Below are 26,864 nucleotides of genomic sequence, written 5' to 3'. Positions count from 1 at the left end.
GACGGTGTCAAAACTTACAGTCAAAACGATATGATATAAAGGAGTTATGAATTGTGATACTAGGTTATGTAAGGGTAAGTACAAAAAAACAATTAAAAGAAGGTCATTCCATAGAGGTCCAGACGAGGGATATACTAGATAGATATAATGGTGCGGAAATAAGAGTAGAACAGTACACAGGTACTACAACTGATAGACCTATATTCAATAAATTGATAGAGGATTTAAAACAGGGGGATACCTTAGTAGTTACTAAACTAGACAGATTGGCTAGAAATACTGTAGAAGGCATTAGCATAGTTCAAGATCTATTTAATAAAGGAATATCTGTCCATGTAATTAATATTGGACTGCTAGAGAATACAAGTATGGGTAAATTTTTTTTAACTACACTATTAGCAGTTGCCGAGATGGAGCGTTACACAATTATTGAACGTACCCAAACAGGCAAAGCAATTGCAAAAACTAAAGAAGGATTTAAAGAAGGTAGACCTAAGATATATACATCAAAACAAATAAATAATGCGATTGAGATGCTAAAAAACAATTCATATACAGAAGTTGCAGCGATAACTAGAATAAGTAAGTCAACACTAATTCGAGAAGTTAGGAAAAGAAAGGTTAAATAAGTACATTGTGTAATATTGGAGATTTTAAATTCGAAAAATATGGATATCATTATTTTCGGTTCTTATACCGGTTTTCTGTTCCGTTACTACACAACCCCCGAGTATACAAAGGTCAAGGCAAAATCATATTATACCTTAAATTGGATATAAACAAAATTAAAAACACTCAACATAATAAGTAAACAACAAATGCCGTGAAATAATAAAATTTCACGGCATTTGTTGTTTATGCACATCTAGCCTATAGGCTCAATGTGAAAGTAACACAATTACATTTGTGTTACTTTCGCTAATCCAATCCATTTTACAAATTTGATTTTATCTTATTACAAATTTAAAAATTGAAACCCCAAAAGCAAGTATCGCAGCAAATAAACTAACTTTAGCAACCTCTTTATTTTTCTTCCAATTCTGAATGACTTGAATTAACATTGACACACCCACCAATGGCACAAATACATCTGTTTGTGTTTTACTCCAACTACCTCTCACTTTTCCCATTGTACCTCCAATACGATTAATTATTATTTTATTATCTAAAACGCAATAATCTACAAGTTCATCATAAAATATATATTTAACTATAACATAATTACCATAAATTAAATATATTTACAATTTAAAAAATCAGTAGTAAGCCTCAATGTGAAAGTAACTCAATTGGTATTGTGTTACTTTCAGAATATCAATATACACTTAATAAATTAACCCCATATCATTAGATATGGGGTTAGTTGAGACGAAATATTTGAAAAATATGTATTACTAAAACTCCAACATATCATTTTTATCAAATGTAAAATTAGGTCCCCATGCAACTTCCCAATGGTATCCGTCAGGATCAGAAAAATAGGCATGATATCCTCCCCAAAATACATCCTGTGGCTCTTTTTCGATTTTCGCTCCTGACCTTCTTGCCAGTTCAATGACCTCACATACTTCTTCCTTGCTTTTAGCAGTATATGCAACTGCATTCAGTACCACAATAACTAAAACTACTCATTTCTGGAATTCTCATCTTTTATTTTTTTATCTTTTTCTTTTTTGGTTTTGGTTCGGGTAATTCCTCATACATAGTTACTACCATTTGTTTTAATATCTCACTATTATCGGCAATATCTACATGCAACATTGGCTTTGCTCCATCGTATGGACTTTCTGAAATGCTATCAGGCATATAATGTTTACTTGCTTTAGTAATTTTTTTCATAAAGCCTGTTCCGTAGATTCCACCAAATATTCTACCTTTATAATAAAACAAGTAACCACCCATCATAGGTATAGATTTTATATCTTCCAATCCTTCTAATTGATCCATTATGGGGTAGTGCTCGCAATTTGTGCAAAAGTCCCATTAAGGAAAAACAGTTACCATAAATTCAAGTTAATGTAAAACTCAATGCTAAATAAGGCTTTTTAATATGTTCGAAGATATATTTCACATAAAAACATTAAGTTGTATTAATTGTAAAATACTGATAGTATATACTTGTAATGTCAACAAAAATATTTTTGAAAGAATGGATTTATATGTGTTCAAAAAAATTAAAAATATTTCTTACCTCGTTAGTTTTATCGGGAGGATTAATAGTAAATAATTTAAGCACAACAGTATTAGCACTGGATTTAAATAACCCTAGTTGTAATTCTTATGAAAATGGGAATGATAAAAAAACTTCTTCTTATGAAGAAATGATGTTAGAAGTTGCAAATTCAAAACAAATAGATTTAAACTCTCTTAGTACTCTAACACAAACTGAATTAACCGAATTAAAAAATAAAGCTGATAATGATACTGTGTTTAAAACATTAATTGATGAATTGTATAATAATGGAACAATAAAATCTAAGGACTATATTGTTAATAAATCTAGTAAAATATCCGGCGAAGATTATCAAATATCCATTATTAGTTTTTCGATAGATAAAGATTCTATTATATTTATTAGTACAGATGATGGCTATTCTTCATATGCTATGATACAAGAAAAGATAGAAAATAATGGAGTTTTTAAATTATACGATTTACAAGATAATAAGTTAAACTTAATTGATCATATTAAATATGATCAAAATTCACAAAAATTATCAACGTTATTAGTATACCCACATCTAAAAAAGGACTAAGTACTCTTATGTCTCTTAAGTTCCCATTTTATGGTAAATGGTGTGGCCCGGGATATAGTGGACCAGGTACCCCCATTGATAATATAGATAATTGCTGTAAAACACATGATAATTGTTACGGTGGAGGTGGAAATAAAAAAAACTGTGACATGCAACTAGTATCCTGTTTAACAAATGTAGGTAAATATCCCAAACTAACAGCCAAGCAAAGAGCAGCTATAATTGCAATGGAAACATACTTTATGTCGCTATATTCACATGATAATTAAGTAAAATGGTAGTTAGATAGATTTTTTTATATAAAAATCATTTTAGTTATATTATTACCTGAGTGAGAACATATTCTAAAAATTAAAGATGCTGAGTTTTTTGAAACATTCAAAAGTAATTGAGTAAATATTTGTGATAAAGGAGACAATTTAATGAAAAATAAACACTATATGAAAGGTATTAGTAAAGTATTTGCTATAACTTCTATAAGTATATCATTAACTATGATTATGCTTATGTTAAACGGACTTTTTCAAATAATACCGTGTCAAAATTCAGGGGGATTAATAGTGTTCATGACACCTATTATAAGTATAATAGGTGGTGTTTTAGCTTCTATATCACTAAAAATACACTCTAACATATTGGCAAAATTAGGCATAATTACGAATATTGTATCGTTAATATTGGTAATGTTAATTATGGGTAGTCTTGGCACCACTGCATCATTGCTATTTTGTTAAATCATAATAATGCAAAAGTTTCATTGGCAATTGAAGGTTTGATTGTTACCGAAGCAGAAACGAAACTCCTAGAAGATTATCTTAAAGGGATAGTGCTCGCAATTTGTGCAAAAGTCCCATTAAGGAAAAACAGTTACCATAAATTCAAGTTAATTGAAATAGGTGACTGTTTTTTATTAGATTGATTTTAATGGTCTCATATTATTTACTAAATCATAATCACAATTATCATCAAAATTATACTGTCCAATAAAATTTATATGTTCCCATCCTAGGGGTACGGCAATCACGTTCAGATGAGGATGATTCTCTTCTGGGATATGAGTTGGGAGCGGATGATTATCTGATCAAACCATATAGTCCTCTGGTTCTAATGGCAAAAGTGAAACGATTTCTTGAAAAATACCCAGGTACTATGGATGGAATGTTGACGTCAGCCGGCGGTATTGTTATAAATATGGGGTCAAGACTTGTTTCTATTGATTGTAATACTATTAATTTGACTCATACAGAATTTGAGATTCTAGCTTACTTAATGCAAAATAGAGGGATTGTAATTACCAGAGAACAATTAATAGCTAAAATATGGGGTTATGATTTTTATGGTGATGAAAAGACAATGAACAGCCATAGAAAATAGCAAACATGGATTTTACGGAAAAACTGCCGGTGCGTTCCGCCGATGAAATTGGTCAGTTATCCCAAAATATTAATTATCTGTCGAACCAGATGGAAGTATATATTGGTCAGCTTAAACAGGATCTTGATAAAGAGAGAAAATTAGAAACTATACGAAAGGAATTTATTGCAGGTGTATCTCATGAGCTGAAAACGCCTCTTGCGGTTATGAAAAGTTGTCTGTCTATTTATAAAGACGGAATTGCAGCTGAAAAAAGGGAACATTACTTACAGGCGATGGAAGATGAAATACAACGGATGGACTTGCTGGTTGTAAACATGTTGGATCTAGCTAAATTTGAATCTGGTACCTATAAGCCTGAATTAGCTCCTTTTGAAATGGATAAAGCAATTACCGAAGTATGCAAGTCCCTGGCTGAGCAAATACAGGAGAAAAATATCTCTCTTATATTAAGACTTTGCCCTAAAATTGTAGTGGGGCATAAATGGCTAATCAGTCGCGTTATTACTAATTTTCTCAGTAATGCAATCCGGAATACGGAGAATGGATATGCAATCGTAATTGCTATAAGCTGCAATGGAGAGACAGCAGAAATCAGCATATAAAATCAGGGGAAGCCAATATTAGAGGAAGACAGGAAAAAGATATGGGACCAATTCTACCGTGTGGAGGCACGGACATCCAAAGCAGGTACGGGTCTTGGACTTTCCATATCCAAGGGGATATTGGAGCTTCATCATGCAATTTATGGTGTGGAAAATACGAAAGATGGCGTCCGTTTTTTCTTTTCTCTACCGGTCCAACCATAAATCATTGATTATATCTTCAGAGGAAGATATATGCCTTCTTTAAGATACTTTTATTCAAAAAAATTAATATTTTACTGACGAAAAAGCTATGAAGGGTACTTCATGGCTTTTGTTCTGCAAAAAATTAGAAAGAAATAATATCCGAACTCTATCTTATCTGCACCTGTTCTGCATTTTACTATTGTAATATAAGTTTATCAAATAAAGAAAAGAGGTATTTTTATGAAAAAATTAATTATTAGTTTCCTTATGGGTATTCTTTTGATAGGTATGACTGCCTGCGGGAATACAAATGCTGCAAAGGATGTTACAGCTAAGTCTAAGAACAATGTGTTTATCGGAGATTCCATTACCGAAGGTTTTGTCATCAATGAAATTCTTCCTAAAGAAAGTGTAATAGCTGCGGCAGGAGCCACAGCCGGGTTTACGTATGATAAAATTGATGGCTTGACTAAAAAGAAACCGGACAACGTCTTTATCATGTTGGGATCGGATGACCTGTTCATGCCTGTGAAGGATCCTAAAGAATTATTCAGAAATGATTTAACAAAACTGATTAACAAGATAAAGGAAGAACATCCCAATTGTAAGATATATCTCCAGTCCATAACACCTGTAACACAGGAGGCATTAAAACTAGAACCCCGCTATAAAAATGTAGATGAATACAATGAGCTTTTAAAGGAGTTGGCGGGCAAGTTATCAGTTAATTATATAGACATAGGAGCATTGGCAAAGGAAAACCCTGATTTATTTGCGGAAGATGGTGTTCACTTCAAGAAAGAATTTTATCAGCTGTGGTTGAAGAAACTTTCTAAATTATTATAGTGGAGGGACCATATGATATTCAGTAGTCTGTTTTTTACATTTGCTTTTTTGCCTATCACAGTAATTCTATATTATTCCTTAGGAAAGCACTTTAGGAATATTGTCCTGCTGACTGCAAGCCTGTTTTTTTATGCATGGGGAGAACCTATCTATGTGTTATTGATGTGCGGTTCCATAACGGTTAATTACTGTCTAGGCACTCTCTTAGGTAGATCTGATACCAGTAGCCGAAAAAGGAAGCTTTTTTTAATAATAAGCCTGGTGCTCAATTTAGGCTGTCTCGCTTATTTTAAATACATCGGCATGATCATAAGTACAATAGCATCAATTGGCAGTTGGAATTTGAATGCTGGAACACCAACGCTTCCCATAGGAATTTCGTTTTATACCTTTCAGACACTATCTTATGTGATTGATGTATATAGGGGAAAAATAAAGCAGCAGAAAAGCCTGATTCTATTTGCCCTTTATATTACTATGTTCCCGCAGTTGGTGGCAGGGCCTATTGTGAACTATGCAGACATTGAATCACAGTTAGCTTACAGGAGCATGAACTTCAAAAAATTCAACTCCGGGATGCAGCGCTTTCTGTGTGGTCTTGCGAAAAAGATGCTTCTTGCAAATAATATAGGACTACTATGGTCTGAAGTAAAAGCCATGCCAGGTACAGAAGTTTCAATGCTCATGGCATGGGCCGGGATTATTGCCTTTACATTACAGATTTATTTCGATTTTAGCGGGTATTCAGATATGGCTATCGGATTGGGAAAAATGTTTGGATTTCGTTTCAAGGAAAACTTCCAGTATCCATATATTTCGCAAAGTATTTCGGAATTTTGGCGCAGGTGGCATATCTCCCTAGGATCATGGTTTAAGGAATATGTATATATTTCTCTTGGTGGAAACCGTGTCGGTAAGTGGAAACTGATACGGAACATGTTCATTGTATGGTTTCTCACCGGGCTCTGGCATGGTGCAAGTTGGAATTTTGTTTTATGGGGGCTTTATTTTGGAGCTTTAATATTAATAGAAAAATTGTTTTTGCAGAAAAGCATGACAAGATGGCCAAAGGTTGTCCGTCATATATACTTATTGCTGTTTGTTGTTATAGGCTGGGTGCTTTTTGAATTTACCAACCTGACGGATATGCTCGGTTTTCTGCGGATCATGTCTGGAGTAGGAGGTAATGCGCTTATTAATAACCAAGCAATTGTGAAGCTAAAAGCTTATGCCATCTTATATATTGTTTGTATCATTGCGGCTTCACCTTGGCCTAAGGAACTGGCGTTAGTATTTGAAAGAAGTCATTACAATATTTATAAATTAGCAGTAACCGTGTATTATTGTGTACTAATGTTTTTTTCAACGGCATACATGGTTAGTTCAACCTACAACCCATTTATATATTTCCGATTTTGACCAGGAGGATTGATATGAGAATAAGTAACAAAAAAAAACTTGCCGTTATACAGAATATCGTGTGTATGTTGCCGCTTTTATTTATACTTGCTATGTTTATATTGAATCTTGCTCTACCGGCTAAAACCTATTCAAGAGAGGAGAGGCGTTACTTAGCACAATGGCCTGTTTTTCGTATTGAAAAAGTATTAGATGGCAGTTATGAGACTAAGGTTGAATCATATTTTTCTGATCAGTTCCCTTCTCGAAATTTTTGGGTTCATATTCAGAAAGGCTCCAATCAAATTTTATTTAAAAGGTAATTTTTATTACATTGCTGTGGATAGTAACATTAGCAACGATTGATCAATATGAGAGAAAAATGCTACAACTACAAGATCCTTCTGATACATATCAAATATGTCAGATAAACGATGAAGTTCAAGACAATGTAGAAAGAGGGTAAAAATCCATGAAAAAAAAGTTGTTGAAAATAAATATAAAAGCACTCTTTGTATTCTTATTAATCCTGGGATTGCTATTTATTAGTAATATGGTGAAAAAAGGAGAGAATGCTAATTCACAGAGTATTACTTCTAATTTTACAGTATGTATTGATGCAGGCCATGGCGGATATGATGTTGGTGCTACAAACTCATCGAATATTTTTGAAAAGGATGTAACATTAGCAATTGCTCTTAAAGTAGGCGATCTCTTAGAAAAAGATGGTATTAAGGTGTTATATACAAGGACTACTGATAAAGTGTCCTGGCCCTCTGATAATAAGCTAGATCTTAGAGCAAGAGTTAAAGTATCAAATGAGGCTAAAGCAGATGCATTTGTATCTATACATTGCAATGCTGCTACTGACTCTAGTTATCATGGAGTAGAAACCTGGTGTAGGTTTCGTAATACTGATGGTGAAAAACTTGCTAAAAGCATCCAAAAGGAACTTGGTAATAGTAAGTACTCCGCCGATAGAGGTTTAAAATATGAATCTAATGGACACTCATTGGCTGTATTACGGCTTAATAATTCTGTTTCCGCATTAATTGAAATAGGTTTTTTAAGTAATTCTTCAGATGCTAATTTTGTAACATCTGAAAGTGGACAAGATGTATGTGCTAATAGTATAGCAAAAGGAATTTTAAAATATAAGTCATCAGTTAAAAAGTAATTAGTTTTTAACTAAAATTAATGTTTAGATATAACAAAGGAGAAAAAAATTATGAGAATAAAAAGCAATAAATTTAAGACAATAAGAAACACTGTAATTATAGTATTTTCTATTATATTATGTGCTTTATTTTATACAGGGTATACATGGGTTTCAGAAGTGAATGTTCAAGCCAAGGGAAATCAGGTATTACAGGCTAAGGCACAGGAAATAAAGGAAAAAGACGAAGCGGATAAGAAAGCTAAAGATTTAAATACTAAAGCCGCCAATGCTGCAGCTGATTATGATATACAAAAAGTATCAGATATATCTAGCGGTAGAGGCGTGAAAGATGGCAAAAAAATGGCATTTCTTACTTTTGATGATGGCCCATCTACTACTGTAACACCACAAGTACTAGATGTATTAAAAGATAATAAAATAAAAGCAACCTTCTTTACTGTTGGAAACCTTATAGAATCTAATAATTCAAGTAAAGAGCTTATAAAAAGAATTTCCAAAGAAGGACATTCTATAGGAAATCATAGCTATAGTCATTCAATGAAAACATTATATCCTCATAACAGACTTGATGTAAGTATTTATATGGCTGAACTTGAGAAAACTAACAATATCTTAAAAGATATTTTAGGACAAGATTTTAATGCACGAGCAATGAGAATGCCAGGTGGATATATGTCTAGAGTGTACTACGATGATCCTAATTTGACTGAATTGAATGCCAAGTTAAAGGAAAAAGATATGTATAGTATAGATTGGAATGCATATATTTTCGATGCTGAGGGTAAAAACAAAACTGCACCCGAATTAGTAGAGGCATTTAAAGAATCTGTAGGTACACAAGAAAAAATAGTAGTATTAATGCATGATACCTATGGTAAGGAAGAAACTGCAAAGGCATTACCTGGAATTATAGACTATCTAAAAACAAATGGATATGAATTTAAGATTATAAAATAACTTTCGGAGGGCACTGTAAAGTAATTTTGGAGGAGGTGAAAATGGGATGAAAGCTGTTGCTTCTGTGGTCATGAACGGAATTAATGAAGCTTATGACGAATATCTTAGGATAGGTCAAGGTGATTTAAGAAAAGTTATATTCCAGACAGGACAATTTGATCGTGTAGCCTCCGAACTTGGTGGCATTGCTAACCCTAAAACCATTTGGGCAAGTCCACTAGAACAAATACATTAGGGGGTAATAATCGCAAAACGCGGATTTTATACGTTAAGACATATATTACTAAAACACCGATATATTCAAAAAATTTGTTGAATATATCGGTGTTTTGCTTCCTTTTTTCAGTTTATCATTTGCCATTTTTATCTCTCGCTTAGTTAGTATTATCAATACTATAATTGTATTTTAACTAACTTGTTTTGATCAAAAAAATAAGAGCTTTATCATTTAGTGATTAAACCCTAGATATATCAGTGCTTTACACTGATGGTATATACTTTTTCGAGTTAGAACTATTACATATTAATTCTAAGTCGGAATATTAAAATAATAGTGTTGAATTGTAAATAACTGGCTTAGCGTTGTAAATTTACGCTTTGCGAGCACTACCCCTGTATACATTATATAATAGCTGTTGCATCAAGCCTATATATTTTTGCAATATTTCAACATAACCCAATTAGTTAAAAGTCTTAAAAGAAAGGATTTTGTATCTATAATAAGTAACAACATTTATCAACTATACTAACATTTTTTCATAATTAAATAATTCAATTATTTTGCTTAAAGGAAGAGAATACACAAAATAATTTACACCCTCTTTTTATTTTCTGAACATATCTATAAATGGTGGCTTCAGATGACCCTAATGTGTTAGCAAGCTGTTTAACGGCACCTTTTAATAGAAAAATCCCTTTTTGATGAAGTTCCTCGACTATATGAATCTTATCTTCTTGTTTTAAATATTCAATAGTAATACCTTTAGCAGAGGTTATTTTATTAATTGAACATTGAGCTAATTCTTCAATAATTGAAGAGAGATTTTCTGATTCACTATCATCTTTACTAATTATCATAGCTGTAAAAAACGTCAAAACAACAATTAATTTTAACGATGATAAATATTATTAAAACTTTTAAGATTTACCTATACAAGGAAAAAAGTTAAAGTAGATATCAGACAATAGGATTAAAATATAATAATTTATTAGATAAGTATCTAAAACTTTACAACAACTTTACATATAGGATAATCTTCTCATATATAAATAGTTTATAATTTTACTTGCTAATTATTTATATTAATAAATTTGAATAAATAAAACAATAATATTATTGGAGGTGATTTGTTTGAAACAAAAGATTCTAATAGTAGAAGATGATTTAGCAATATCAAACTTAATCAGATTAAATTTAAATATAGCAAATTATGAAACTAAAGAAGTTTATGATGGCTTAGAAGCAATTAATATAATTGAAAATGAACCTTTTGATTTAATACTACTGGATGTTATGCTTCCAAATGCTGATGGTTTTACTATAATGGATAAAATAAGATATTTAGATATTCCTGTTATATTTCTTACTGCTAAAAACTCAGTTATTGATAAAGTAACTGGATTAAAATTAGGAGCAGAAGATTATATTGTAAAGCCCTTTGAGGCTCTAGAACTGTTAGCAAGAATTGAAACTGTTCTTAGAAGATATGGAAAAGCTAATGATGCTTTGGAATTTAAAGATATTAAAATATATTTAAAAGAAAGAATAGTAAAAAAAAGTGGCAAAATAGTAGATTTAACTCTTAAGGAATTTGAATTATTATGTATATTGGTGCAAAATAAAAATATAGCATTAACTAGAGATATACTATTAGAAAGAGTATGGAAATATGATTATTTTGGAGGAACTAGAACTGTTGATATGCATATAGGTTCAATTAGAAAAAAATTAGACCTAAATGATAATATTAAGACGGTTTATAAAATTGGCTACAGGTTGGAGGACTAATAGATGAAATTTTGGCAAAGAATATACATTTTATTTTTGACTTTATTTATTTTAACCTTTAGCTTTGCAGGAATTTTAATAATAGAAAAGATTCATAATGAAACATTAAAAAGAGAAGTAGATAGATGTTTAAGTGAACATTTGAGTATTTATTCAGGAGTGAATTTAAGTATTCCGGTGTATGACACTTTAAGAAGGTATTCCCGTAATACCAGCTCGGATGATGAAATTTTATCTAATGCCATCAATGATTATTACAAAAAATACAATGATAAAAATGTTTATGTAGAGATTTTAGATACAAATAATAAAAGTGTGTTTAGTAATATGAATTTTAAAATGCCTGATAAAAGAGAAGAAATCAATTCACTTCAACCAGATAAAAGACAATATATAATTAAGGATATAGGTAATAAATCATATATATTTATATCAAACTTGATAAATATAAATAATAAATCCTATAAATTTACTTATGCGCGAAATATTTCAGGAATTTATAAAGAAAGAGGAAATCAGTATGTTTTCTTTTTTAAACTAGACGTAGTAGTATCTTTAGTTTTCATGGCGTTTATGTATTTTGCAAGTAAATATATAACAAAACCAATCCAGAATCTTATAGGGGCTACTAAAAGAATAGTTAAAGGAAACTTTTCAGAAAAGGTAGAAATAAAATCTAAAGATGAATTTGGCGTGCTGGCAGAAAATTTCAATACAATGGCTGAGGTTGTTGAAGAAAAAATAAATGAATTAGAAAGAAATAATAATGAAAAGCAGAGGTTCATCGATAACTTGGCCCATGAATTAAAAACACCATTAACTTCTATAATAGGGTATGCAAATTTACTTCGTACCACCAAATATAATGAGGAAATTTTTATAGACGGTCTTGGCTATATATATGGAGAAGGAAAGCGGTTAGAGGAATTATCTTTTAGGCTAATGGACTTAATACTATTAAGAAAAGAAGAGTTTAAGCTGCAAAATGAAAGCATAAAAAACATTGTTCTTGAAGTAAAAGGGTCATTGCTTCCAAAACTTATTGAAAAAAACATAAGCTTAGTAATAGAGGACAATGATTTTGAAATGATGATGCAACGTGATTTAATGAAGGTACTACTAACTAATCTTATAGACAATGCTATAAAAGCTTCTAAGGTTAAATCAGAAATTCACATTGGTATTAACAAATATAAATATGAAGTTGAAATAAAAGATCATGGCATAGGGATTGCTAAGGAACATATAGATAAGATCTTTGAACCCTTCTATATGGTTGATAAAGCAAGAACTAGGGCAAGTAATGGTGCCGGATTAGGTTTATCAATATGTAAAAAGATATTGGATATTCATAGTGGATGCTTTGTAGTTGAAAGTGAAATAGATAAGGGAACTTCAATTAAATTAATATTTAATACTTGTAAAGGTGGTGACTCCTTTCATGAAACATAAAATAATACTTCTCGTATTATTGATTTCTAGTATTTTTTTAACTTCCTGTAGTGATTTTAGTAACATAAAAAAAAATCAACTGGTAGTTATAAAGCTTGATAAAAATACTATATCTACTTCAGATATAGTGAATGGAAAAAAAATCTTAACAGAGGAAGGAGCAAAATTAAAAGCTCTAGAAATTTTAGAAAAATATTTTAATGTGAAACTTTACCTGACAGAGGTTGGAAGTAATGTTCAGTTCTTTAGTTCATCAATGTTAAAAAAAGATTTAGAGCTGATAAAGCCAAGTAATTATTCAAAAACGCAATTGGAATATAGTAAATCTGTGTTAGAAAACGGTTTATATAATGTAGAATTTTTTACAAGAGTAGAAAAGAAAACACAAAATACAAATTACACAGGCTATGTTATGAAAATAGATTCAAAAACAGGAGAATGTATATATTTTAACAGTTATGATAGTGAGATTATACCTTCTTCAAACAGTAGTATTGATATAACCGAAGCAAAAAAAATAGCAAAAGAATTTATACTAAAAAATAATATTGCTAATATTAAAAATATAAAGTTAGTTAATCAAAATCCGAAAAGCGTAAAGGAGCCAGTTGGATGCAGTTTAGTATACGAGGATGCTGACGTAGCTAGTAATAAGGTAATAATTTCTATTGATGAGAGCACTAAAAAAATATACAGTTTCTCAATAGGAGTAATGGCGATAATTCAATCTAATACTAGTTGGTAAGAAAATAAACAAATGGAATAAAATCATAAAACTTACTACTTTAGTGTAAGTGACATAAATAAGAAAAGGCATCCCATATTCGGAATGCTTTTTCTTATATATGTCTCTTTACAAAATACTCACTTTTAACAAAATCTTATTTTGTTAAAAGTGAGTATTTTTTTAGAACTAGATAATTCTTTTCTTTACATATGCTTTACAACTATTAAAAACTTCTGATATATTCTCCTATTATAATTAAATATATCAGATAAACGATAAAAAGCAAAAACAATGTAGAAAGAAGGGAAATCTATGAAAAAAAAGTTGTCGAAAATAAGTATAAAAGCACTCTTTGCATTCTTATTAATCTTGGGATTGCTATTTATTAGTAATCCAGTAAAAAAAGGAGCGAATGCTAATCCACAGATTATTAATAACCACGAGCAAAAGAGTAATACTTCTAATTTTACAGTATGTATTGATGCAGGCCATGGCGGATATGATGTTGGTGCTACAAACTCATCGAATATTTTTGAAAAGGATGTAACATTAGCAATTGCTCTTAAAGTAGGCGATCTCTTAGAAAAAGATGGTATTAAGGTGTTATATACAAGGACTACTGATAAAGTGTCCTGGCCCTCTGATAATAAGCTAGATCTTAGAGCAAGAGTTAAAGTATCAAATGAGGCTAAAGCAGATGCATTTGTATCTATACATTGCAATGCTGCTACTGACTCTAGTTATCATGGAGTAGAAACCTGGTGTAGGTTTCCTAATACTGATGGTGAAAAACTTGCTAAAAGCATCCAAAAGGAACTTGGTAATAGTAAGTACTCCGCCGATAGAGGTTTAAAATATGAATCTAATGGATACTCATTGGCTGTATTAAAGCTTAATAATTCTGTTTCCGCATTAATTGAAATAGGTTTTTTAAGTAATTCTTCAGATGCTAATTTTATAACATCTGAAAGTGGACAAGAAGTATGTGCTAATAGTATAGCAAAAGGAATTTTAAATTATAAGTCATCAGTTAAAAAGTAATTAGTTTTACACTAAAATTAATGTTTAGATATAACAAAGGAGAAAAAAATTATGAGAATAAAAAGCAATAAATTTAAGACAATAAGAAACACTGTAATTATAGTATTTTCTATTATATTATGTGCTTTATTTTATACAGGGTATACATGGGTTTCAGAAGTGAATGTTCAAGCCAAGGGAAATCAGGTATTACAGGCTAAGGCACAGGAAATAAAGGAAAAAGACGAAGCGGATAAGAAAGCTAAAGATTTAAATACTAAAGCCGCCAATGCTGCAGCTGATTATGATATACAAAAAGTATCAGATATATCTAGCGGTAGAGGCGTGAAAGATGGCAAAAAAATGGCATTTCTTACTTTTGATGATGGCCCATCTACTACTGTAACACCACAAGTACTAGATGTATTAAAAGATAATAAAATAAAAGCAACCTTCTTTACTGTTGGAAACCTTATAGAATCTAATAATTCAAGTAAAGAGCTTATAAAAAGAATTTCCAAAGAAGGACATTCTATAGGAAATCATAGCTATAGTCATTCAATGAAAACATTATATCCTCATAACAGACTTGATGTAAGTATTTATATGGCTGAACTTGAGAAAACTAACAATATCTTAAAAGATATTTTAGGACAAGATTTTAATGCACGAGCAATGAGAATGCCAGGTGGATATATGTCTAGAGTGTACTACGATGATCCTAATTTGACTGAATTGAATGCCAAGTTAAAGGAAAAAGATATGTATAGTATAGATTGGAATGCATATATTTTCGATGCTGAGGGTAAAAACAAAACTGCACCCGAATTAGTAGAGGCCTTTAAAAAGGATGTAGGTACACAAGAAAAAATAGTAGTATTAATGCATGATACCTATGGTAAGGAAGAAACTGCAAAGGCATTACCTGAAATTATAGACTATCTAAAAATAAATGGATATGAATTTAAGATTATAAAATAACTTAAGGCAGTATTTGTAATATAATGGTATAAAACAACTTATAAGTGTTGCCTAATTAGTGTAGCGAAGGCGCGATAATTAATGATGCCCGTAACTTACTCGGAAATGGTGGGTATTAAATTCAAAGCGTAGATATGACAGGCGCCATCGCTGAAGATGAAGGGATGGTATGTGGAGGAATCATGGAGGTAATAATAGAGTCTTTTTAAACATCACGAGTACGGTTGCATTTATTTTTAGTTAAATAAAATATACTTGTCCATATCTAAAGGTTACAATTAAAATAATTACAAAAGCTATAAGTCTTAATCTTATTCTTGGTTTTTTATTTTCTGAACATATCTATAAATGGTGGCTTCTGATGAGCCTAATGTTTTAGCAAGTTGTTTAACGGCACCTTTTAATAGAAAGATTCCTTTTTGATGAAGTTCCTCGACTATATGAATCTTATCTTCTTGTTTTAAATATTCAATAGTAATACCTTTAGAAGAGGTTATTTTATTAATTGAACATTGAGCTAATTCTTCAATGATTGAAGAGAGATTTTCTGATTCACTATCATCTTTACGTTCTAATTCAGGTTCTTTTTTATAAAGAGAATATACCTTTGAAACAGTTTCCATCAAAGTATTAAGTGCTGTTTCATCAGTGTTCACAGATATAAGACCAATTAAATTCATATCATCATCTCTTATAAAAAAAGTTGATGAACGTAGGGAGTTATTTATTTTATTATCTCCGTTATAATTAGTAATAAAATCATTTTTTTCATTTGAATTTTCTTTTAGTATTTTTAAAATTAAATCTGTTGCAGGAGCACCAACTTCTCTTTTGGAAATATAGTTATTTTTTATACTAATAATAGAATGGTCTAAATCTGTTAAGTCGTGTAAAGCCACTTCACTATTTTTACCCAAAATCGCAGCAATAAAATCTACCAACGGAATATATTTATTTAATTTATTCTGTATAAGTTTAGATGACATTTTTTCACCTCATAAATATCTTTATATTTAGCCTTGTGCATATTGCAAAGTGTTGTCTTTATAGAATTTTAACTGAAGAGATATAATTCCAGTAAGTGTTATATTTTCACTGGAATTATAGTACTATCTCCTAACTTACATAAATGATTCTGTTTCTATATGAGATATTTTATTAGTGGCAATTTTTTTATCAGCCCAGTTTTTACCTTCAATAATGCGAGAAATAATCATTGCAACCCCAGTATCACCAGTAGCGTTAATTGCTGTTGCTGGTGCGTCTGTTATTGTTCCAATTAAAACCATAATTGGAATTGAAACAGCCGGAAATCCAAAAGCAGCTACAATAAATATTTCTCCAACATAGCCACCTGCCGGTATTGCACCCATTACTGATGAGGCTACTACAGATACTACAATAGCAGTCAATAAGTTTTTAGGATCCAGAAAGTTAATGTTAAAAATAGAACACATAAATGCAATTTTTAAAATTGAAATTAAACACGCTCCATCTTTATGAAGATTACAACCCATAGGAATAGTAATATTCTTAATATCTTCTGGAATGCCAATGTTTTTTGAGGCAATAAGATTACTCGGAATACTTGCAGCACTAGAGCACGTACCTAAAGATGTTAAAGCTGGCGGAACAATGTGTTTCCAAAAATTTCTAATTCCTCTATTCCCATCACCAATGAAAGCGAAAATAGTATTTGCTAAAAAGAAATATATTAGAGCCGCTATAAAATATATTATTAATGCTCTTGATAGTGGTCCTGCAATTTCATCACCATACTGCCCAATCAAAGTAGCGAAGAATGCACCTAGTCCTATTGGGGCTAAAAGCATGACATATCCAACCATTTTCATAATAACACTAGATAGTGAGTCAAATAATTGCATTACAGGTTTTCCTTTTTCTCCTATAGCAACAGTAGATACTCCAAAAAACATAGAAAAAACAATTAAAGCCATCAAATTTTTTCTTGACCATAACAGTGAAAAGTCATTTACTGTAAACATCGATAAAAAATTACTACTGCTCGTCATATCCTTTACTGTTTCATTCATAACGATATTTGCTCCATGAGCTGGATCAAACACTCCACAGATGACAGCCATATAAACGCTGGCTATGATTTCTGTTACAATAAACAATACCATCATGATAGATAACACTTTACCAAGTTTGTGCAAATTCTCCATATTAGCAATGGAAGATACTAAAGATACGAAAATCATAGGGACTACACAACAATATAATAAATTTAGAAAAACATCTGCTATAGGAGTAAGAAGTACAGCTTTTGGTCCAAGTATCCATCCTACAATGGACCCTACTAACATTCCCCCAAGGAGGATAAAAGAAAATTTATAATTCTTTAAAAACTTCATTAGTGTTCCTCGCCTTCTATTTTTACAAAGAATTGATATTCTTTATGATGTTGTCTACAGCCATTTCAACATATTTGGGATCAGTAGCCATATTGAGTCTAACAAAACCTTTGCAATCTTTACTAAACAATTCACCTAAATCAACAGCAAGTCTACATTTGTCCTGTATAAAGGTTTTTGTGTCCTTAGGATCTATATATTCTCGTAAATCTAACCAAGCAAGATAGGTTCCTTCTAATGGCGTAATAATTATTTTTGGTGCTTTTTCATTTAGTCTGGTTTTAACATAGTTATAATTATATCGTATTACATCTAGCAAAGAATCTAACCACTCTTTTCCATGACTATAAGCAGCTTCTGCTGCAGTGAGTCCCATGATATTTACTTCTGTTTGATTAACAGTTTTTGCATAAGCGTCATATTTAGCTCTTATTTCTTCATTGGATATGATTATATGGGAATTTAATAACCCAGCTAGATTGAAAGTTTTTGACGGTGCTGTAACTGTTATTAGATTATCTGCATACTTTCCGCAACTTACAATCGCTGCTGGAATTTGAACATTTTTTCCAACTATAATATCCTGATGAATCTCATCTGAAACAACAAGTACATTGTGTTTTTTACATATAGACAAAACTTTATCCAATTCTTCTTCTGTCCAAACTCTACCAACTGGATTATGAGGAGAGCATTGGATAAATAATTTGACGTCGTTTTCAACAATATTCTTTTCAAAATTCTCGAAATCAATAGTATATACTCCGTTAGTATTAATTAATTCCGATGTAATCAATTTTCTTCCATTATCGTTTACCGCATTGTGGAAGGGATAATAAACTGGAGTAATAATCATTACTGAGTCATTGGGTTTTGTAAAAGCATTAACAAACCAGTATAAGGCAAGAACAACACCAGTTGAAAAACGCATCCATTCTTTATTTATCTCATAATTATGTTCATTCTTTTCCCACTTAATGAAGGCATCATAATAGGATTCAGGTACATAAGAATATCCAAATATTCCGTGTTCAATTCTTTTCTTCAGTGCATCAACTACAACTTCAGGAGTTTTAAATTCCATGTCTGCAACCCACATAGCAATTAAATCTTTATCACCATAACGCTTATCTAGTGCATCCCATTTTAAGGAGTTTGTCCCTAACCTATCTATTGAATACTTTTCACAAAATTCTTTGATATTCATTATGAAAGCTCCTTTTTTTTTATAAATTAGCTATTGCGTAAACTTCGACTAATACTTTTTATACGTTTACAATATTATATAAACTAAATAGCCATTAATTTATTATAACAATATATTATCATAGCTGTAAAAAAACGTCAACATAATAAATTATCTTAATCTTGATAAATTTTTATTAAAATTAAGATAATTTATTTTAGAATAATTTATGGATTCGAAGCATATGGTTATGTGAAAGATGAAATATTGGCTGAAGATTATTTAGTTTTTGTACTAGAATTAATGGTTAGATATAACAGGGGGAGAAAAGAATTATGAGAAGAAAAAGTAATGATTTTAATACAACAAGTAGCACTGTAAATATAGTGTTTTTTATTGTATTATGCAGTTTATTTTATACAAGCTATACATGGTTTTCTAAAGGGGCGAAAGCCGCTAATGCCGCTAATGCCACTAATGCCACTAATGCTGCAAATGTTGCAGCTGATTATGATATACAAAAAATATCGGCCATAGCTAGCTGCAAAGGGGAGAAGGATGGCAAAAAAATGGCATTTCTTACTTTTGATGATGGGCCGTCTACTACGGTAACACCTCAAGTACTAGATGTATTAAAAAATAATAACATAAAAGCGACCTTCTTTACAGTTGGAAAATTTATAGAATCTAATAATTCGAGTAAAGAGATTATAAAAAGAATTTTCAAAGAGGGACATGCTATAGGAAATCATAGTTATAGTCACTCATTGAAAACCTTATATCCCCATAACAGACTTGATGTAAGTACTTATATGGCTGAAATTGAGAAAACTAACAATATCTTAAAAGATATTTTAGGACAGGATTTTAATGAGCGAGCAATAAGGATGCCAGGTGGTTATATGTCTAGAGTGTACTATAAAGATCCTAAGTTGATTGAATTGAACGCTAAGTTAAAAGAAAAAGATCTGTATAGTATAGATTGGAATGCATACATTTTCGATGCTGAGGGTAAAAAGAAAACTGCACCCGAATTAGTAGAGGCATTTAAAAAATCTGTAAGTACACAAGAAAAAGTAGTAGTATTAATGCACGATACCTATGGTAAGGAAGAAACTGCAAAAGCATTACCTGAAATTATAGACTATCTAAAAATAAATGGATATGAATTTAAAATTATAAAATAGTGTTGCCTAATTGTAGGAAAATACGAAAATTATAAATTTAATAAAAAAAGCACCCATAAATGAGTGCTTTTTATTACTGATATTAAGAACAAAGGTAATTCTAAAATTATGCTCCCATAAACATTTTTATATCATCATCTACATTACTTATTCCACCAATACCAAAGCTGTCAACCAATACCTTTACTACGTTTGGTGATAGGAATGCTGGTAGTGTTGGTCCTAAATGAATATTTTTAACTCCTAAATGCAGTAATGCAAGTAATACTATAACTGCCTTTTGCTCGTACCATGCAATATTATAAGAAATCGGAAGTTCATTTATATCATCTAATTCAAATACTTCTTTTAGTTTAAGTGCAATTACTACTAATGAGTATGAATCATTACATTGTCCTGCATCCAATACTCTTGGAATTCCACCAATATCACCTAAATTTAACTTGTTATATTTATATTTTGCGCAACCGGCTGTAAGTATAACTGCATCCTTTGGTAGCTTTTCAGCAAATTCTGTGTAGTAATCACGGCTTTTCATTCGTCCATCGCAGCCTGCCATTACAAAGAATCTCTTTATTGCTCCAGATTTAACAGCGTCCACAATTTTGTCCGCAAGAGCTATCACTTGATTATGAGCAAATCCTCCTACTATTTCACCTTTTTCAATTTCTTTAGGTGCCGCACATTTTTTAGCCTGTTTAATTATTTTAGAAAAATCTTTTGAATTTCCATTTATTCCATCTGCTATATGCTTAACGCCTTCAAAACCTGTTAATCCTGTAGTGTATATTCTATCTTTATAAGATGCTTTTGGAGTTACAATACAGTTTGTAGTCATAAGTATTGGTCCATTGAAGCTTTCAAATTCCTGGTTCTGTTTCCACCATGCATTGCCATAATTTCCAACTAAGTGCTTGTACTTTTTAAATGAAGGATAATAGTTAGCTGGAAGCATTTCACTGTGAGTATATATATCTACTCCCGTGCCCTCCGTTTGTTTTAATAACTCTTCCATATCTTTTAAGTCATGTCCACTAATTAATATAGCGGGATTATTTTTAACTCCTATATTAACTTTTGTTATTTCAGGATTCCCGTAACTCGTAGTGTTCGCCTTATCAAGTAAAGCCATTGCATCAACACCATACTTACCACATTCAAGTACTAAGGCCACAAGTTCATCAACGCTTAAATTATCGTTAAGCGTTGATGCTAACCCCTTTTGAGTGAATGCATGAAGCCCATCATCGTTGTATCCAAGACTACTCGCATGCTTAGCATACGCAGCCATTCCCTTCAGTCCGTAAATAAGCAATTCTCTTAAAGATCTTACATCCTCATTCTCTGTTGAGAGTACTCCAACTTTTCCTGCTTTTTCATCAAATGCTTTTAAGTCATTAGAAAACCAAACTGCTGCATCGGGTAAGTTTAATTCCTCCTCTTTGCCAAATCCAAACGTATTAAATATCCTTGTAAGCCAACTAGCATTTTCGCCTTTATCACTTAACTTAATTCCAGCTTTAAGAATCTGACCTTTTACTTCTTCCCTTAATCTTAAACCTTCTCTTATTCTTTTAATAAATACATTTCTATCAAAATTTGCATTAGTTATAGTTGCAAATAAACTTTCCATTATAAAATCATCTACTTCTTTATTAACGATACCATTCTCTCTAGCACGTACACTGTATATAGATATTCCTTTAGTTATATAAATTAGCAGGTCCTGAGCTTTTGCGAGACTTTCAGTCTTACCACAAACTCCCTTTACCGTACAACCTTTGCAATTAGCTGCTTCTTGACATTGATAACAAAACATAGCCATATTAATAAACCTCCATTTTTCTCTTTTGTAAGCACTGGTTGTGCCTGTTCTATGTGATTATTATACTGATATATAATCATGTTGTCGGTAACATATGTTACTAACTTATTTTATTACTATACGATGTCTAGTGTATTTTTGTTTCTTCTAATTTTCTGTGTACAACACTTGCCTCTTTTATGTATGTTTAAAATCAATCTAAATACTTCTTCTCTAATTCTTCTAAAACACTTATATATTCTTTTTGTAATTGATTTTTAGTTGCCTCTAATTCAATATTTTCACAACTTACATTTACGCCCTCCATGTCCACTTGGCTTAATGCTCTTCTAGCAAAGGTATATATCAATTTATCTTCTTTATCAATATGTCTTGTTAACAGATCAGCATAGCATACAGAATTTGCGATTATATCCACTCGTGAATCTAAGTCACCATTTTTAACTCTTAAAAGAGCTTCTTCTAAAAGCGTTATATGTTGCCTTCCTAAATCGTGTTCTATATACATTCCAGATAAGGGTCCTTTTACCATATTTTGACCTAGTTGAGTTTCCATCTTCTTAAAAAGGACAACCTCTTCCTTATTGTGATGATGCTTATCACCATAGTTTCTAACAAATAGAATCATCTTTTCAAAAGATACAAAATCAACAGTATTACTATTTAATATTTCTACGCTTAATATCTTAAATAATTTTAATCCACGTAAAATATATTTATGTTCGTCCATCATTAAATCTATTGCATCCATAATTAATCCTCCTAATTTTTTCAATTCAATACTTATTTCAAGTTATAATTATATTATTAACTTGTTTAATAATATAATACTAGTTCTTATAGTGTAGAACAGTAGATTTCATACTCCTATGTTATAATTCTACTTAACTTTAATTTGAAAAAATATGATTTAAATCAAAATTATAAAAAAACAACCTAAGGCTTATGTAATAGGCCTTAGGTTGCTTGAAAATTACTATTCTACATATGATTTTAATATATCTAATTGTTTTATAATTAGCACTTTATTACCCTTAAGGATGATAATACCCGACTCTTCAAATATACTGAGCTTCCTGCTTATGGTTTCTCTCGTTACCCCAACATAATTTGCCATCTCTTCCCTATTTATAGGTAAGTTGATTTGCAAACCCTGATTTGTAGCAACTCCATACTTTTCACCAAACTCTAAAAGCATAAACGCAACTCTTATTTCTGCATCATTAGTAGCCAGATTTTGGGCAAGATTTTCAGTCTGAGTTAGACGCTTTGAAATAACTTGTAATAGCTTTATTGATATTCCTGGGTTGCTCATGATAATTTTATCCATATCTTGTTTGGTTAATGTACATATTTTAACATCTGATATGGCGTAAACATTAAAATTATATATTTCATCACTACTGAACAGGCTTAGTTCTCCAAAGAAATCTCCACTAGTGAAGATATGAACTATTTGCTCTTTACCCTCTTTTGTTAACTTAGATATTTTTACTTGACCTTCATTAATAATAAATAATGTATCTGATTTTTGTCCTTGGCTACACAGCATATCTCCTTTTTTATAGAATTTATGCCCTGTCATATCAACAATTTTTATAAGTTCATCGTCAGAGAGGAATGAAAATATAGGTACCTTCTTAGCACATAGGCTATGATTACAATTTCCACAACTACACTCTTTCATATATATCACCTACCATTTAGTATAATAACATCTTTAATTTAGCCCAGTCAAATAATAATCAATATACTTTTTTAGTACTTAAAGATTTTGATTTTCTGTTTCCCCTTATTGAAACTTTGAAATAACAAAGGATGATAGTGTCTTATCAAAAATACATCAGGTTATAAAGGATACAGAGGATGAGCATGATGCTGCTGGAAATATAATTAAAGAATTAGAGAAGATAACCAGAGATTTCAATGCTTCGGAAGAGGTATATGAATATTCTCATTAATATCGTGTATAATCATGCCAGTAATGTGCAAAATATTATATAGAAGTTTTAAAAATTAGGAGGGTTACATATGCAAGGAAAAATGTTTTGTTTTCAATGTGAACAAACTTTCGGCGGAAAAGGTTGTACCAAAGTAGGAGTCTGTGGAAAAACGCCTGAAATTGCAGCAATGCAGGATTTGCTCATTTATCAGTTAAAAGGAATAAGCTGTTATGCTACTAAACTTTTAGCCAAAGGCGAAAAAATTGATAAGTCATGGGTTTCATTTATTGAAAATTCATTGTTTATGACATTAACTAATGTAAATTTTGATCCTGAATCTCATATGGATATGCTTAAAAGATCTCAAGTAATAAAAGAGGATGCCAGGAAAAAAGCAGCAGGGGAAGAAGTAAATTCTGAGGAAGCTTTATATAATTTAAGTGATACTAAGCAGCAGATACTTGAAGATGCTAAAAAAGCTGGCGTTATGTATAATGAAGACTTAGATGCTGATATCCGTTCAGTTCGCGAAACTATAAAATATGGATTAAAAGGAATTGCAGCTTATGCACACCAAGCTAGATGTATTAAATATAATAGCGATGAAGTAGATGATTTTTATTTTATAGGTTTAGCAGTAATGACTGATGATAGTTTAAATCTACAAGATCTTATCAAGTATTTAGTTAAAACTGGAGATATGTGTGTTAAGGTTATGGAGGTATTAGATAAAGCCAATAATGAGAAATACAATTCTCCAACACCTACAAAGGTTAATGTAAACATTAAAAAGGGTCCATTCATTGTGGTTTCTGGTCATGATTTAAGGGATCTTGAAATGTTACTTGAGCAAACAGAAGGCAAGGGAATAAATATTTATACACATGGTGAAATGTTACCATCGCATGGATACCCAAAGCTCAATAAATACAAACATTTAGTAGGTAATTTTGGAGGAGCATGGCAAGATCAACAAAAAGAATTTGATGGTATACCTGGTTGTATTTTAATGACAACAAATTGCTTAATGAAACCAAGAGATTCTTATAAAGATAGAATATACTCAACAAGTGTTGTTGGTTGGGATGGTCTAAAACATATATCTAATGATGAGAATGGATATAAAGACTTCTCTGAAATGATAAATAAAGCACTAGAACTCGGTGGATTTGAAAAAGATGAAGAAGTTAAAGAAATTCTAGTAGGATTTGGTCATAAAGCAACTTTAAGTCATGCTGAAACAATCGTAAATGCAGTTAAAGAAGGAAAAATTAGACACTTCTTCTTAATTGGAGGATGTGATGGTGCAAGACCAGGAAGAAACTATTACACCGAATTTGCTCAGCAGGTGCCTAAAGATTGTATTATTCTTACTTTAGCTTGTGGAAAATATCGTTTTAATAAGTTAGAGTTTGGTGAGGTAGCAGGACTTCCAAGATTACTAGATGTAGGTCAATGTAACGATGCATATTCTGCTGTTAAAATTGCCTCAGCACTAGCTGATGCATTTAAATGCAGCATTAATGATCTACCACTGGCAATTGTTTTAAGTTGGTATGAGCAAAAAGCTGTTGCTGACCTATTGGCATTACTTTCACTTGGTGTAAAAGGGATTTACCTTGGACCAACGCTTCCAGCTTTCTTAAGCCCTAACGTATTACAATTTTTAGTTGATACTTTTGATATTAAACCTATAAGCAATCCAGAAGATGATTTAAAACAAATACTCGGATAAAAAACATTAATTTTATAATTATAATTTAAAATAAACGGCTGCTAAATGTAATTTGAATACATTTAGCAGCCGCTTATTTTACGTTTTTAGATTTTTTGTGACTTCAATCATATTCTAATGAAAAACAAATATGTATAATCAAAATAATATAGTGTCAATAATTAAAAATTCATTATAAAAACAAGTGATTTATAATCGAAGTCGAAGATGTAAGTTATTAGTAAATAACTTTAATTAAAAAAGGGAATATTAAAAGTAAATATTAAAATGAAATGGGTGATAAAGTAAAAATATTTATTAATACAAAGGTAAAATATAGATAGTTGATGAGTTGTTGGATAAATTAAAGAACAATAAATAATGATGGAGGTATAAATATGACAGATATTAAATTTTGTGAGAATAACTTTACTTTTGGAACAGATGAAACTATGAAAAAATTAAAAGAGAACTATCCAGGTGTAGATATAACAGCTGAGGAATGCCTGGGATATTGTGGAGATTGCGCAGTGGGACCTTATGCTTTAGTAGATGACGAACTGATACAGGCTGGTACTGCAGATGAATTATATAAGAAAATAAAAAGCATGATGTAAGAAACAGATAAAACTATATTTTAGGATATTCATTTTAAGAACAATACCTTATTAAAAAATATATGAGAAGGGATTTTAAATCTACCATTAGATATGATTTGCCCAAGTCATGGAATTATTTGGAAAGAAAATCCCCTTCAAATTGCAAATAAATATATGGAATGGGCAAAAGATTATAAAGAAAATCAAGTTACAATAATTTATGATACTATGTGGAATTCTACTAGAATAATGGCAGAGGCAATAGCTGTCGGAATAAAAAAACTGTGGAACCCTGATGAAGTAGGGCTAGACAGGTGTAAAGATTTTGGTAAGAGTATAGGAAAATCATATTGAAAGTCAAGGAGTTCTAATCACAAAGTGATTAGAGCTTCTTGACTTTATTGCATTCAATCATAATGATACTTATTAAATAACTTCATTATTTTTAATTTTTGATTTAAATCATATTTTTATAATTAGAATAAATATAGAATAGAGCCATAGGAAAGCAAGAACATATGAAAATAAATTAATATTGGAGG

The 26,864-nt window shown here is 30.9% G+C and carries 29 protein-coding genes and 3 pseudogenes; 22 read left to right on the top strand and 10 right to left on the bottom strand.

The window, feature by feature from the left end; all coding sequences use genetic code 11:
- The first annotated feature begins 53 nt into the window (after positions 1-53).
- Positions 54-629: a recombinase family protein gene (locus tag KTC94_RS05920; protein ID WP_216304602.1), complete on the top strand. Its 576-nt coding sequence runs from the start codon at positions 54-56 to the stop codon at positions 627-629.
- Positions 630-947: 318 nt separating this feature from the next.
- On the opposite strand, the gene KTC94_RS05915 is transcribed toward KTC94_RS05920, so the two are convergent.
- From KTC94_RS05915 to KTC94_RS05905, 3 genes and pseudogenes are all read right to left on the bottom strand, one after another.
- Entirely contained in the window at positions 948-1,130 is a 183-nt protein-coding gene (locus KTC94_RS05915) for a hypothetical protein (RefSeq protein WP_216304601.1), read from the bottom strand.
- 264 nt (positions 1,131-1,394) lie between these two features.
- Positions 1,395-1,598: pseudogene (locus KTC94_RS05910) on the bottom strand (VOC family protein); the annotation flags it as partial.
- Between the two features lie 52 nt (positions 1,599-1,650).
- Complete coding sequence (locus tag KTC94_RS05905; RefSeq protein WP_220320559.1) at positions 1,651-1,947, bottom strand: transcriptional regulator; 297 nt, start codon at positions 1,945-1,947, stop codon at positions 1,651-1,653.
- Positions 1,948-2,159: 212 nt separating this feature from the next.
- Between KTC94_RS05905 and KTC94_RS05900 the strand changes: the two genes are divergently transcribed.
- The 12 genes and pseudogenes from KTC94_RS05900 to KTC94_RS05845 all read left to right on the top strand — a co-directional run.
- Positions 2,160-2,756 (top strand): hypothetical protein, encoded by a 597-nt coding sequence (locus KTC94_RS05900; RefSeq protein WP_220320560.1) that lies wholly within the window; start codon positions 2,160-2,162, stop codon positions 2,754-2,756.
- 8 nt (positions 2,757-2,764) lie between these two features.
- Complete coding sequence (locus tag KTC94_RS05895; protein WP_220320561.1) at positions 2,765-3,025, top strand: phospholipase A2 family protein; 261 nt, start codon at positions 2,765-2,767, stop codon at positions 3,023-3,025.
- Between the two features lie 153 nt (positions 3,026-3,178).
- Positions 3,179-3,490, top strand: coding sequence for a hypothetical protein (locus KTC94_RS05890; RefSeq protein ID WP_220320562.1), 312 nt, complete (start codon positions 3,179-3,181; stop codon positions 3,488-3,490).
- Positions 3,491-3,815: 325 nt separating this feature from the next.
- A complete protein-coding gene (locus KTC94_RS05885; RefSeq protein ID WP_258876476.1) occupies positions 3,816-4,130 on the top strand; it encodes a response regulator transcription factor in 315 nt (104 codons plus the stop codon).
- 5 nt (positions 4,131-4,135) lie between these two features.
- Positions 4,136-4,735 carry a HAMP domain-containing sensor histidine kinase gene (locus KTC94_RS05880; RefSeq protein ID WP_258876477.1) on the top strand — a complete coding sequence of 200 codons (600 nt, stop codon included), beginning with the start codon at positions 4,136-4,138 and terminating at the stop codon, positions 4,733-4,735.
- 15 nt (positions 4,736-4,750) lie between these two features.
- Positions 4,751-4,939, top strand: a complete 189-nt coding sequence (locus KTC94_RS05875) for a sensor histidine kinase KdpD (protein ID WP_304518719.1) — start codon at positions 4,751-4,753, stop codon at positions 4,937-4,939.
- A gap of 222 nt (positions 4,940-5,161) precedes the next feature.
- Positions 5,162-5,767, top strand: coding sequence for a GDSL-type esterase/lipase family protein (locus tag KTC94_RS05870; protein WP_220320563.1), 606 nt, complete (start codon positions 5,162-5,164; stop codon positions 5,765-5,767).
- Between the two features lie 12 nt (positions 5,768-5,779).
- Positions 5,780-7,186 carry an MBOAT family protein gene (locus tag KTC94_RS05865; RefSeq protein WP_216303536.1) on the top strand — a complete coding sequence of 469 codons (1,407 nt, stop codon included), beginning with the start codon at positions 5,780-5,782 and terminating at the stop codon, positions 7,184-7,186.
- Between the two features lie 14 nt (positions 7,187-7,200).
- A complete protein-coding gene (locus KTC94_RS05860) occupies positions 7,201-7,488 on the top strand; it encodes a DHHW family protein (RefSeq protein ID WP_216303535.1) in 288 nt (95 codons plus the stop codon).
- Positions 7,489-7,637: 149 nt separating this feature from the next.
- Positions 7,638-8,342 (top strand): N-acetylmuramoyl-L-alanine amidase, encoded by a 705-nt coding sequence (locus tag KTC94_RS05855; protein WP_216303534.1) that lies wholly within the window; start codon positions 7,638-7,640, stop codon positions 8,340-8,342.
- Positions 8,343-8,393: 51 nt separating this feature from the next.
- Positions 8,394-9,302: a polysaccharide deacetylase family protein gene (locus KTC94_RS05850; RefSeq protein ID WP_304518703.1), complete on the top strand. Its 909-nt coding sequence runs from the start codon at positions 8,394-8,396 to the stop codon at positions 9,300-9,302.
- A 28-nt stretch (positions 9,303-9,330) separates the two neighbouring features.
- Positions 9,331-9,534: pseudogene (locus KTC94_RS05845) on the top strand (cell wall hydrolase); the annotation flags it as partial.
- Between the two features lie 539 nt (positions 9,535-10,073).
- On the opposite strand, the gene KTC94_RS05840 reads toward KTC94_RS05845, so the two are convergent.
- The gene (locus tag KTC94_RS05840) at positions 10,074-10,379 is read right to left on the bottom strand and encodes a helix-turn-helix domain-containing protein (protein WP_216303532.1); all 306 of its coding nucleotides are present in this window, start codon (positions 10,377-10,379) and stop codon (positions 10,074-10,076) included.
- Between the two features lie 274 nt (positions 10,380-10,653).
- On the opposite strand from KTC94_RS05840, the gene KTC94_RS05835 reads away from it, so the two are divergent.
- The 5 genes from KTC94_RS05835 (at position 10,654) to KTC94_RS05815 (ending at position 15,490) form a co-directional block, all read left to right on the top strand.
- Entirely contained in the window at positions 10,654-11,310 is a 657-nt protein-coding gene (locus KTC94_RS05835; protein WP_220286605.1) for a response regulator transcription factor, read from the top strand.
- 3 nt (positions 11,311-11,313) lie between these two features.
- A complete protein-coding gene (locus tag KTC94_RS05830; protein ID WP_216303530.1) occupies positions 11,314-12,762 on the top strand; it encodes a HAMP domain-containing sensor histidine kinase in 1,449 nt (482 codons plus the stop codon).
- Positions 12,752-13,507, top strand: a complete 756-nt coding sequence (locus KTC94_RS05825) for a hypothetical protein (RefSeq protein WP_220286606.1) — start codon at positions 12,752-12,754, stop codon at positions 13,505-13,507. The genes KTC94_RS05830 and KTC94_RS05825 overlap by 11 nt, the downstream gene beginning before the upstream one ends.
- Before the next feature lie 294 nt (positions 13,508-13,801).
- A complete protein-coding gene (locus tag KTC94_RS05820) occupies positions 13,802-14,530 on the top strand; it encodes an N-acetylmuramoyl-L-alanine amidase (RefSeq protein ID WP_304518702.1) in 729 nt (242 codons plus the stop codon).
- A gap of 51 nt (positions 14,531-14,581) precedes the next feature.
- Complete coding sequence (locus KTC94_RS05815; protein WP_304518701.1) at positions 14,582-15,490, top strand: polysaccharide deacetylase family protein; 909 nt, start codon at positions 14,582-14,584, stop codon at positions 15,488-15,490.
- A 311-nt stretch (positions 15,491-15,801) separates the two neighbouring features.
- On the opposite strand, the gene KTC94_RS05805 is transcribed toward KTC94_RS05815, so the two are convergent.
- From KTC94_RS05805 to KTC94_RS05795, 3 genes are all read right to left on the bottom strand, one after another.
- On the bottom strand, positions 15,802-16,476 hold the full coding sequence (locus tag KTC94_RS05805; protein WP_216303526.1) for a transcriptional regulator: 675 nt from the start codon (positions 16,474-16,476) through the stop codon (positions 15,802-15,804).
- 135 nt (positions 16,477-16,611) lie between these two features.
- Complete coding sequence (locus KTC94_RS05800; RefSeq protein WP_216303525.1) at positions 16,612-17,868, bottom strand: dicarboxylate/amino acid:cation symporter; 1,257 nt, start codon at positions 17,866-17,868, stop codon at positions 16,612-16,614.
- Between the two features lie 22 nt (positions 17,869-17,890).
- Complete coding sequence (locus KTC94_RS05795; protein WP_220320249.1) at positions 17,891-19,075, bottom strand: MalY/PatB family protein; 1,185 nt, start codon at positions 19,073-19,075, stop codon at positions 17,891-17,893.
- A gap of 314 nt (positions 19,076-19,389) precedes the next feature.
- On the opposite strand from KTC94_RS05795, the gene KTC94_RS05790 reads away from it, so the two are divergent.
- Positions 19,390-20,241: a polysaccharide deacetylase family protein gene (locus tag KTC94_RS05790; protein ID WP_220320248.1), complete on the top strand. Its 852-nt coding sequence runs from the start codon at positions 19,390-19,392 to the stop codon at positions 20,239-20,241.
- 106 nt (positions 20,242-20,347) lie between these two features.
- Here KTC94_RS05790 and hcp (KTC94_RS05785) read toward each other — a convergent pair whose 3' ends face one another.
- From hcp (KTC94_RS05785) to KTC94_RS05775, 3 genes are all read right to left on the bottom strand, one after another.
- Positions 20,348-22,066 carry a hydroxylamine reductase gene (hcp, locus tag KTC94_RS05785; protein WP_220320247.1) on the bottom strand — a complete coding sequence of 573 codons (1,719 nt, stop codon included), beginning with the start codon at positions 22,064-22,066 and terminating at the stop codon, positions 20,348-20,350.
- 193 nt (positions 22,067-22,259) lie between these two features.
- Positions 22,260-22,817, bottom strand: a complete 558-nt coding sequence (locus tag KTC94_RS05780; protein ID WP_220286612.1) for a hemerythrin domain-containing protein — start codon at positions 22,815-22,817, stop codon at positions 22,260-22,262.
- Between the two features lie 225 nt (positions 22,818-23,042).
- Entirely contained in the window at positions 23,043-23,753 is a 711-nt protein-coding gene (locus tag KTC94_RS05775; RefSeq protein ID WP_220320246.1) for a Crp/Fnr family transcriptional regulator, read from the bottom strand.
- A gap of 344 nt (positions 23,754-24,097) precedes the next feature.
- Between KTC94_RS05775 and hcp (KTC94_RS05770) the strand changes: the two genes are divergently transcribed.
- From hcp (KTC94_RS05770) to KTC94_RS05760, 3 genes and pseudogenes are all read left to right on the top strand, one after another.
- Complete coding sequence (gene hcp, locus KTC94_RS05770) at positions 24,098-25,744, top strand: hydroxylamine reductase (protein ID WP_216303519.1); 1,647 nt, start codon at positions 24,098-24,100, stop codon at positions 25,742-25,744.
- A gap of 377 nt (positions 25,745-26,121) precedes the next feature.
- On the top strand, positions 26,122-26,340 hold the full coding sequence (locus KTC94_RS05765; RefSeq protein ID WP_220320245.1) for a DUF1450 domain-containing protein: 219 nt from the start codon (positions 26,122-26,124) through the stop codon (positions 26,338-26,340).
- 78 nt (positions 26,341-26,418) lie between these two features.
- Positions 26,419-26,607, top strand: a pseudogene (locus KTC94_RS05760) (anaerobic nitric oxide reductase flavorubredoxin); the annotation flags it as partial.
- Positions 26,608-26,864 lie beyond the last annotated feature (257 nt).

This window comes from Clostridium sp. CM028 (genome assembly GCF_030585565.1).
GTDB classification, from domain to species: Bacteria; Bacillota; Clostridia; order Clostridiales; family Clostridiaceae; genus Clostridium_AD; species Clostridium_AD estertheticum_B.
This window is presented reverse-complemented; position numbering and strand designations above follow the sequence as displayed.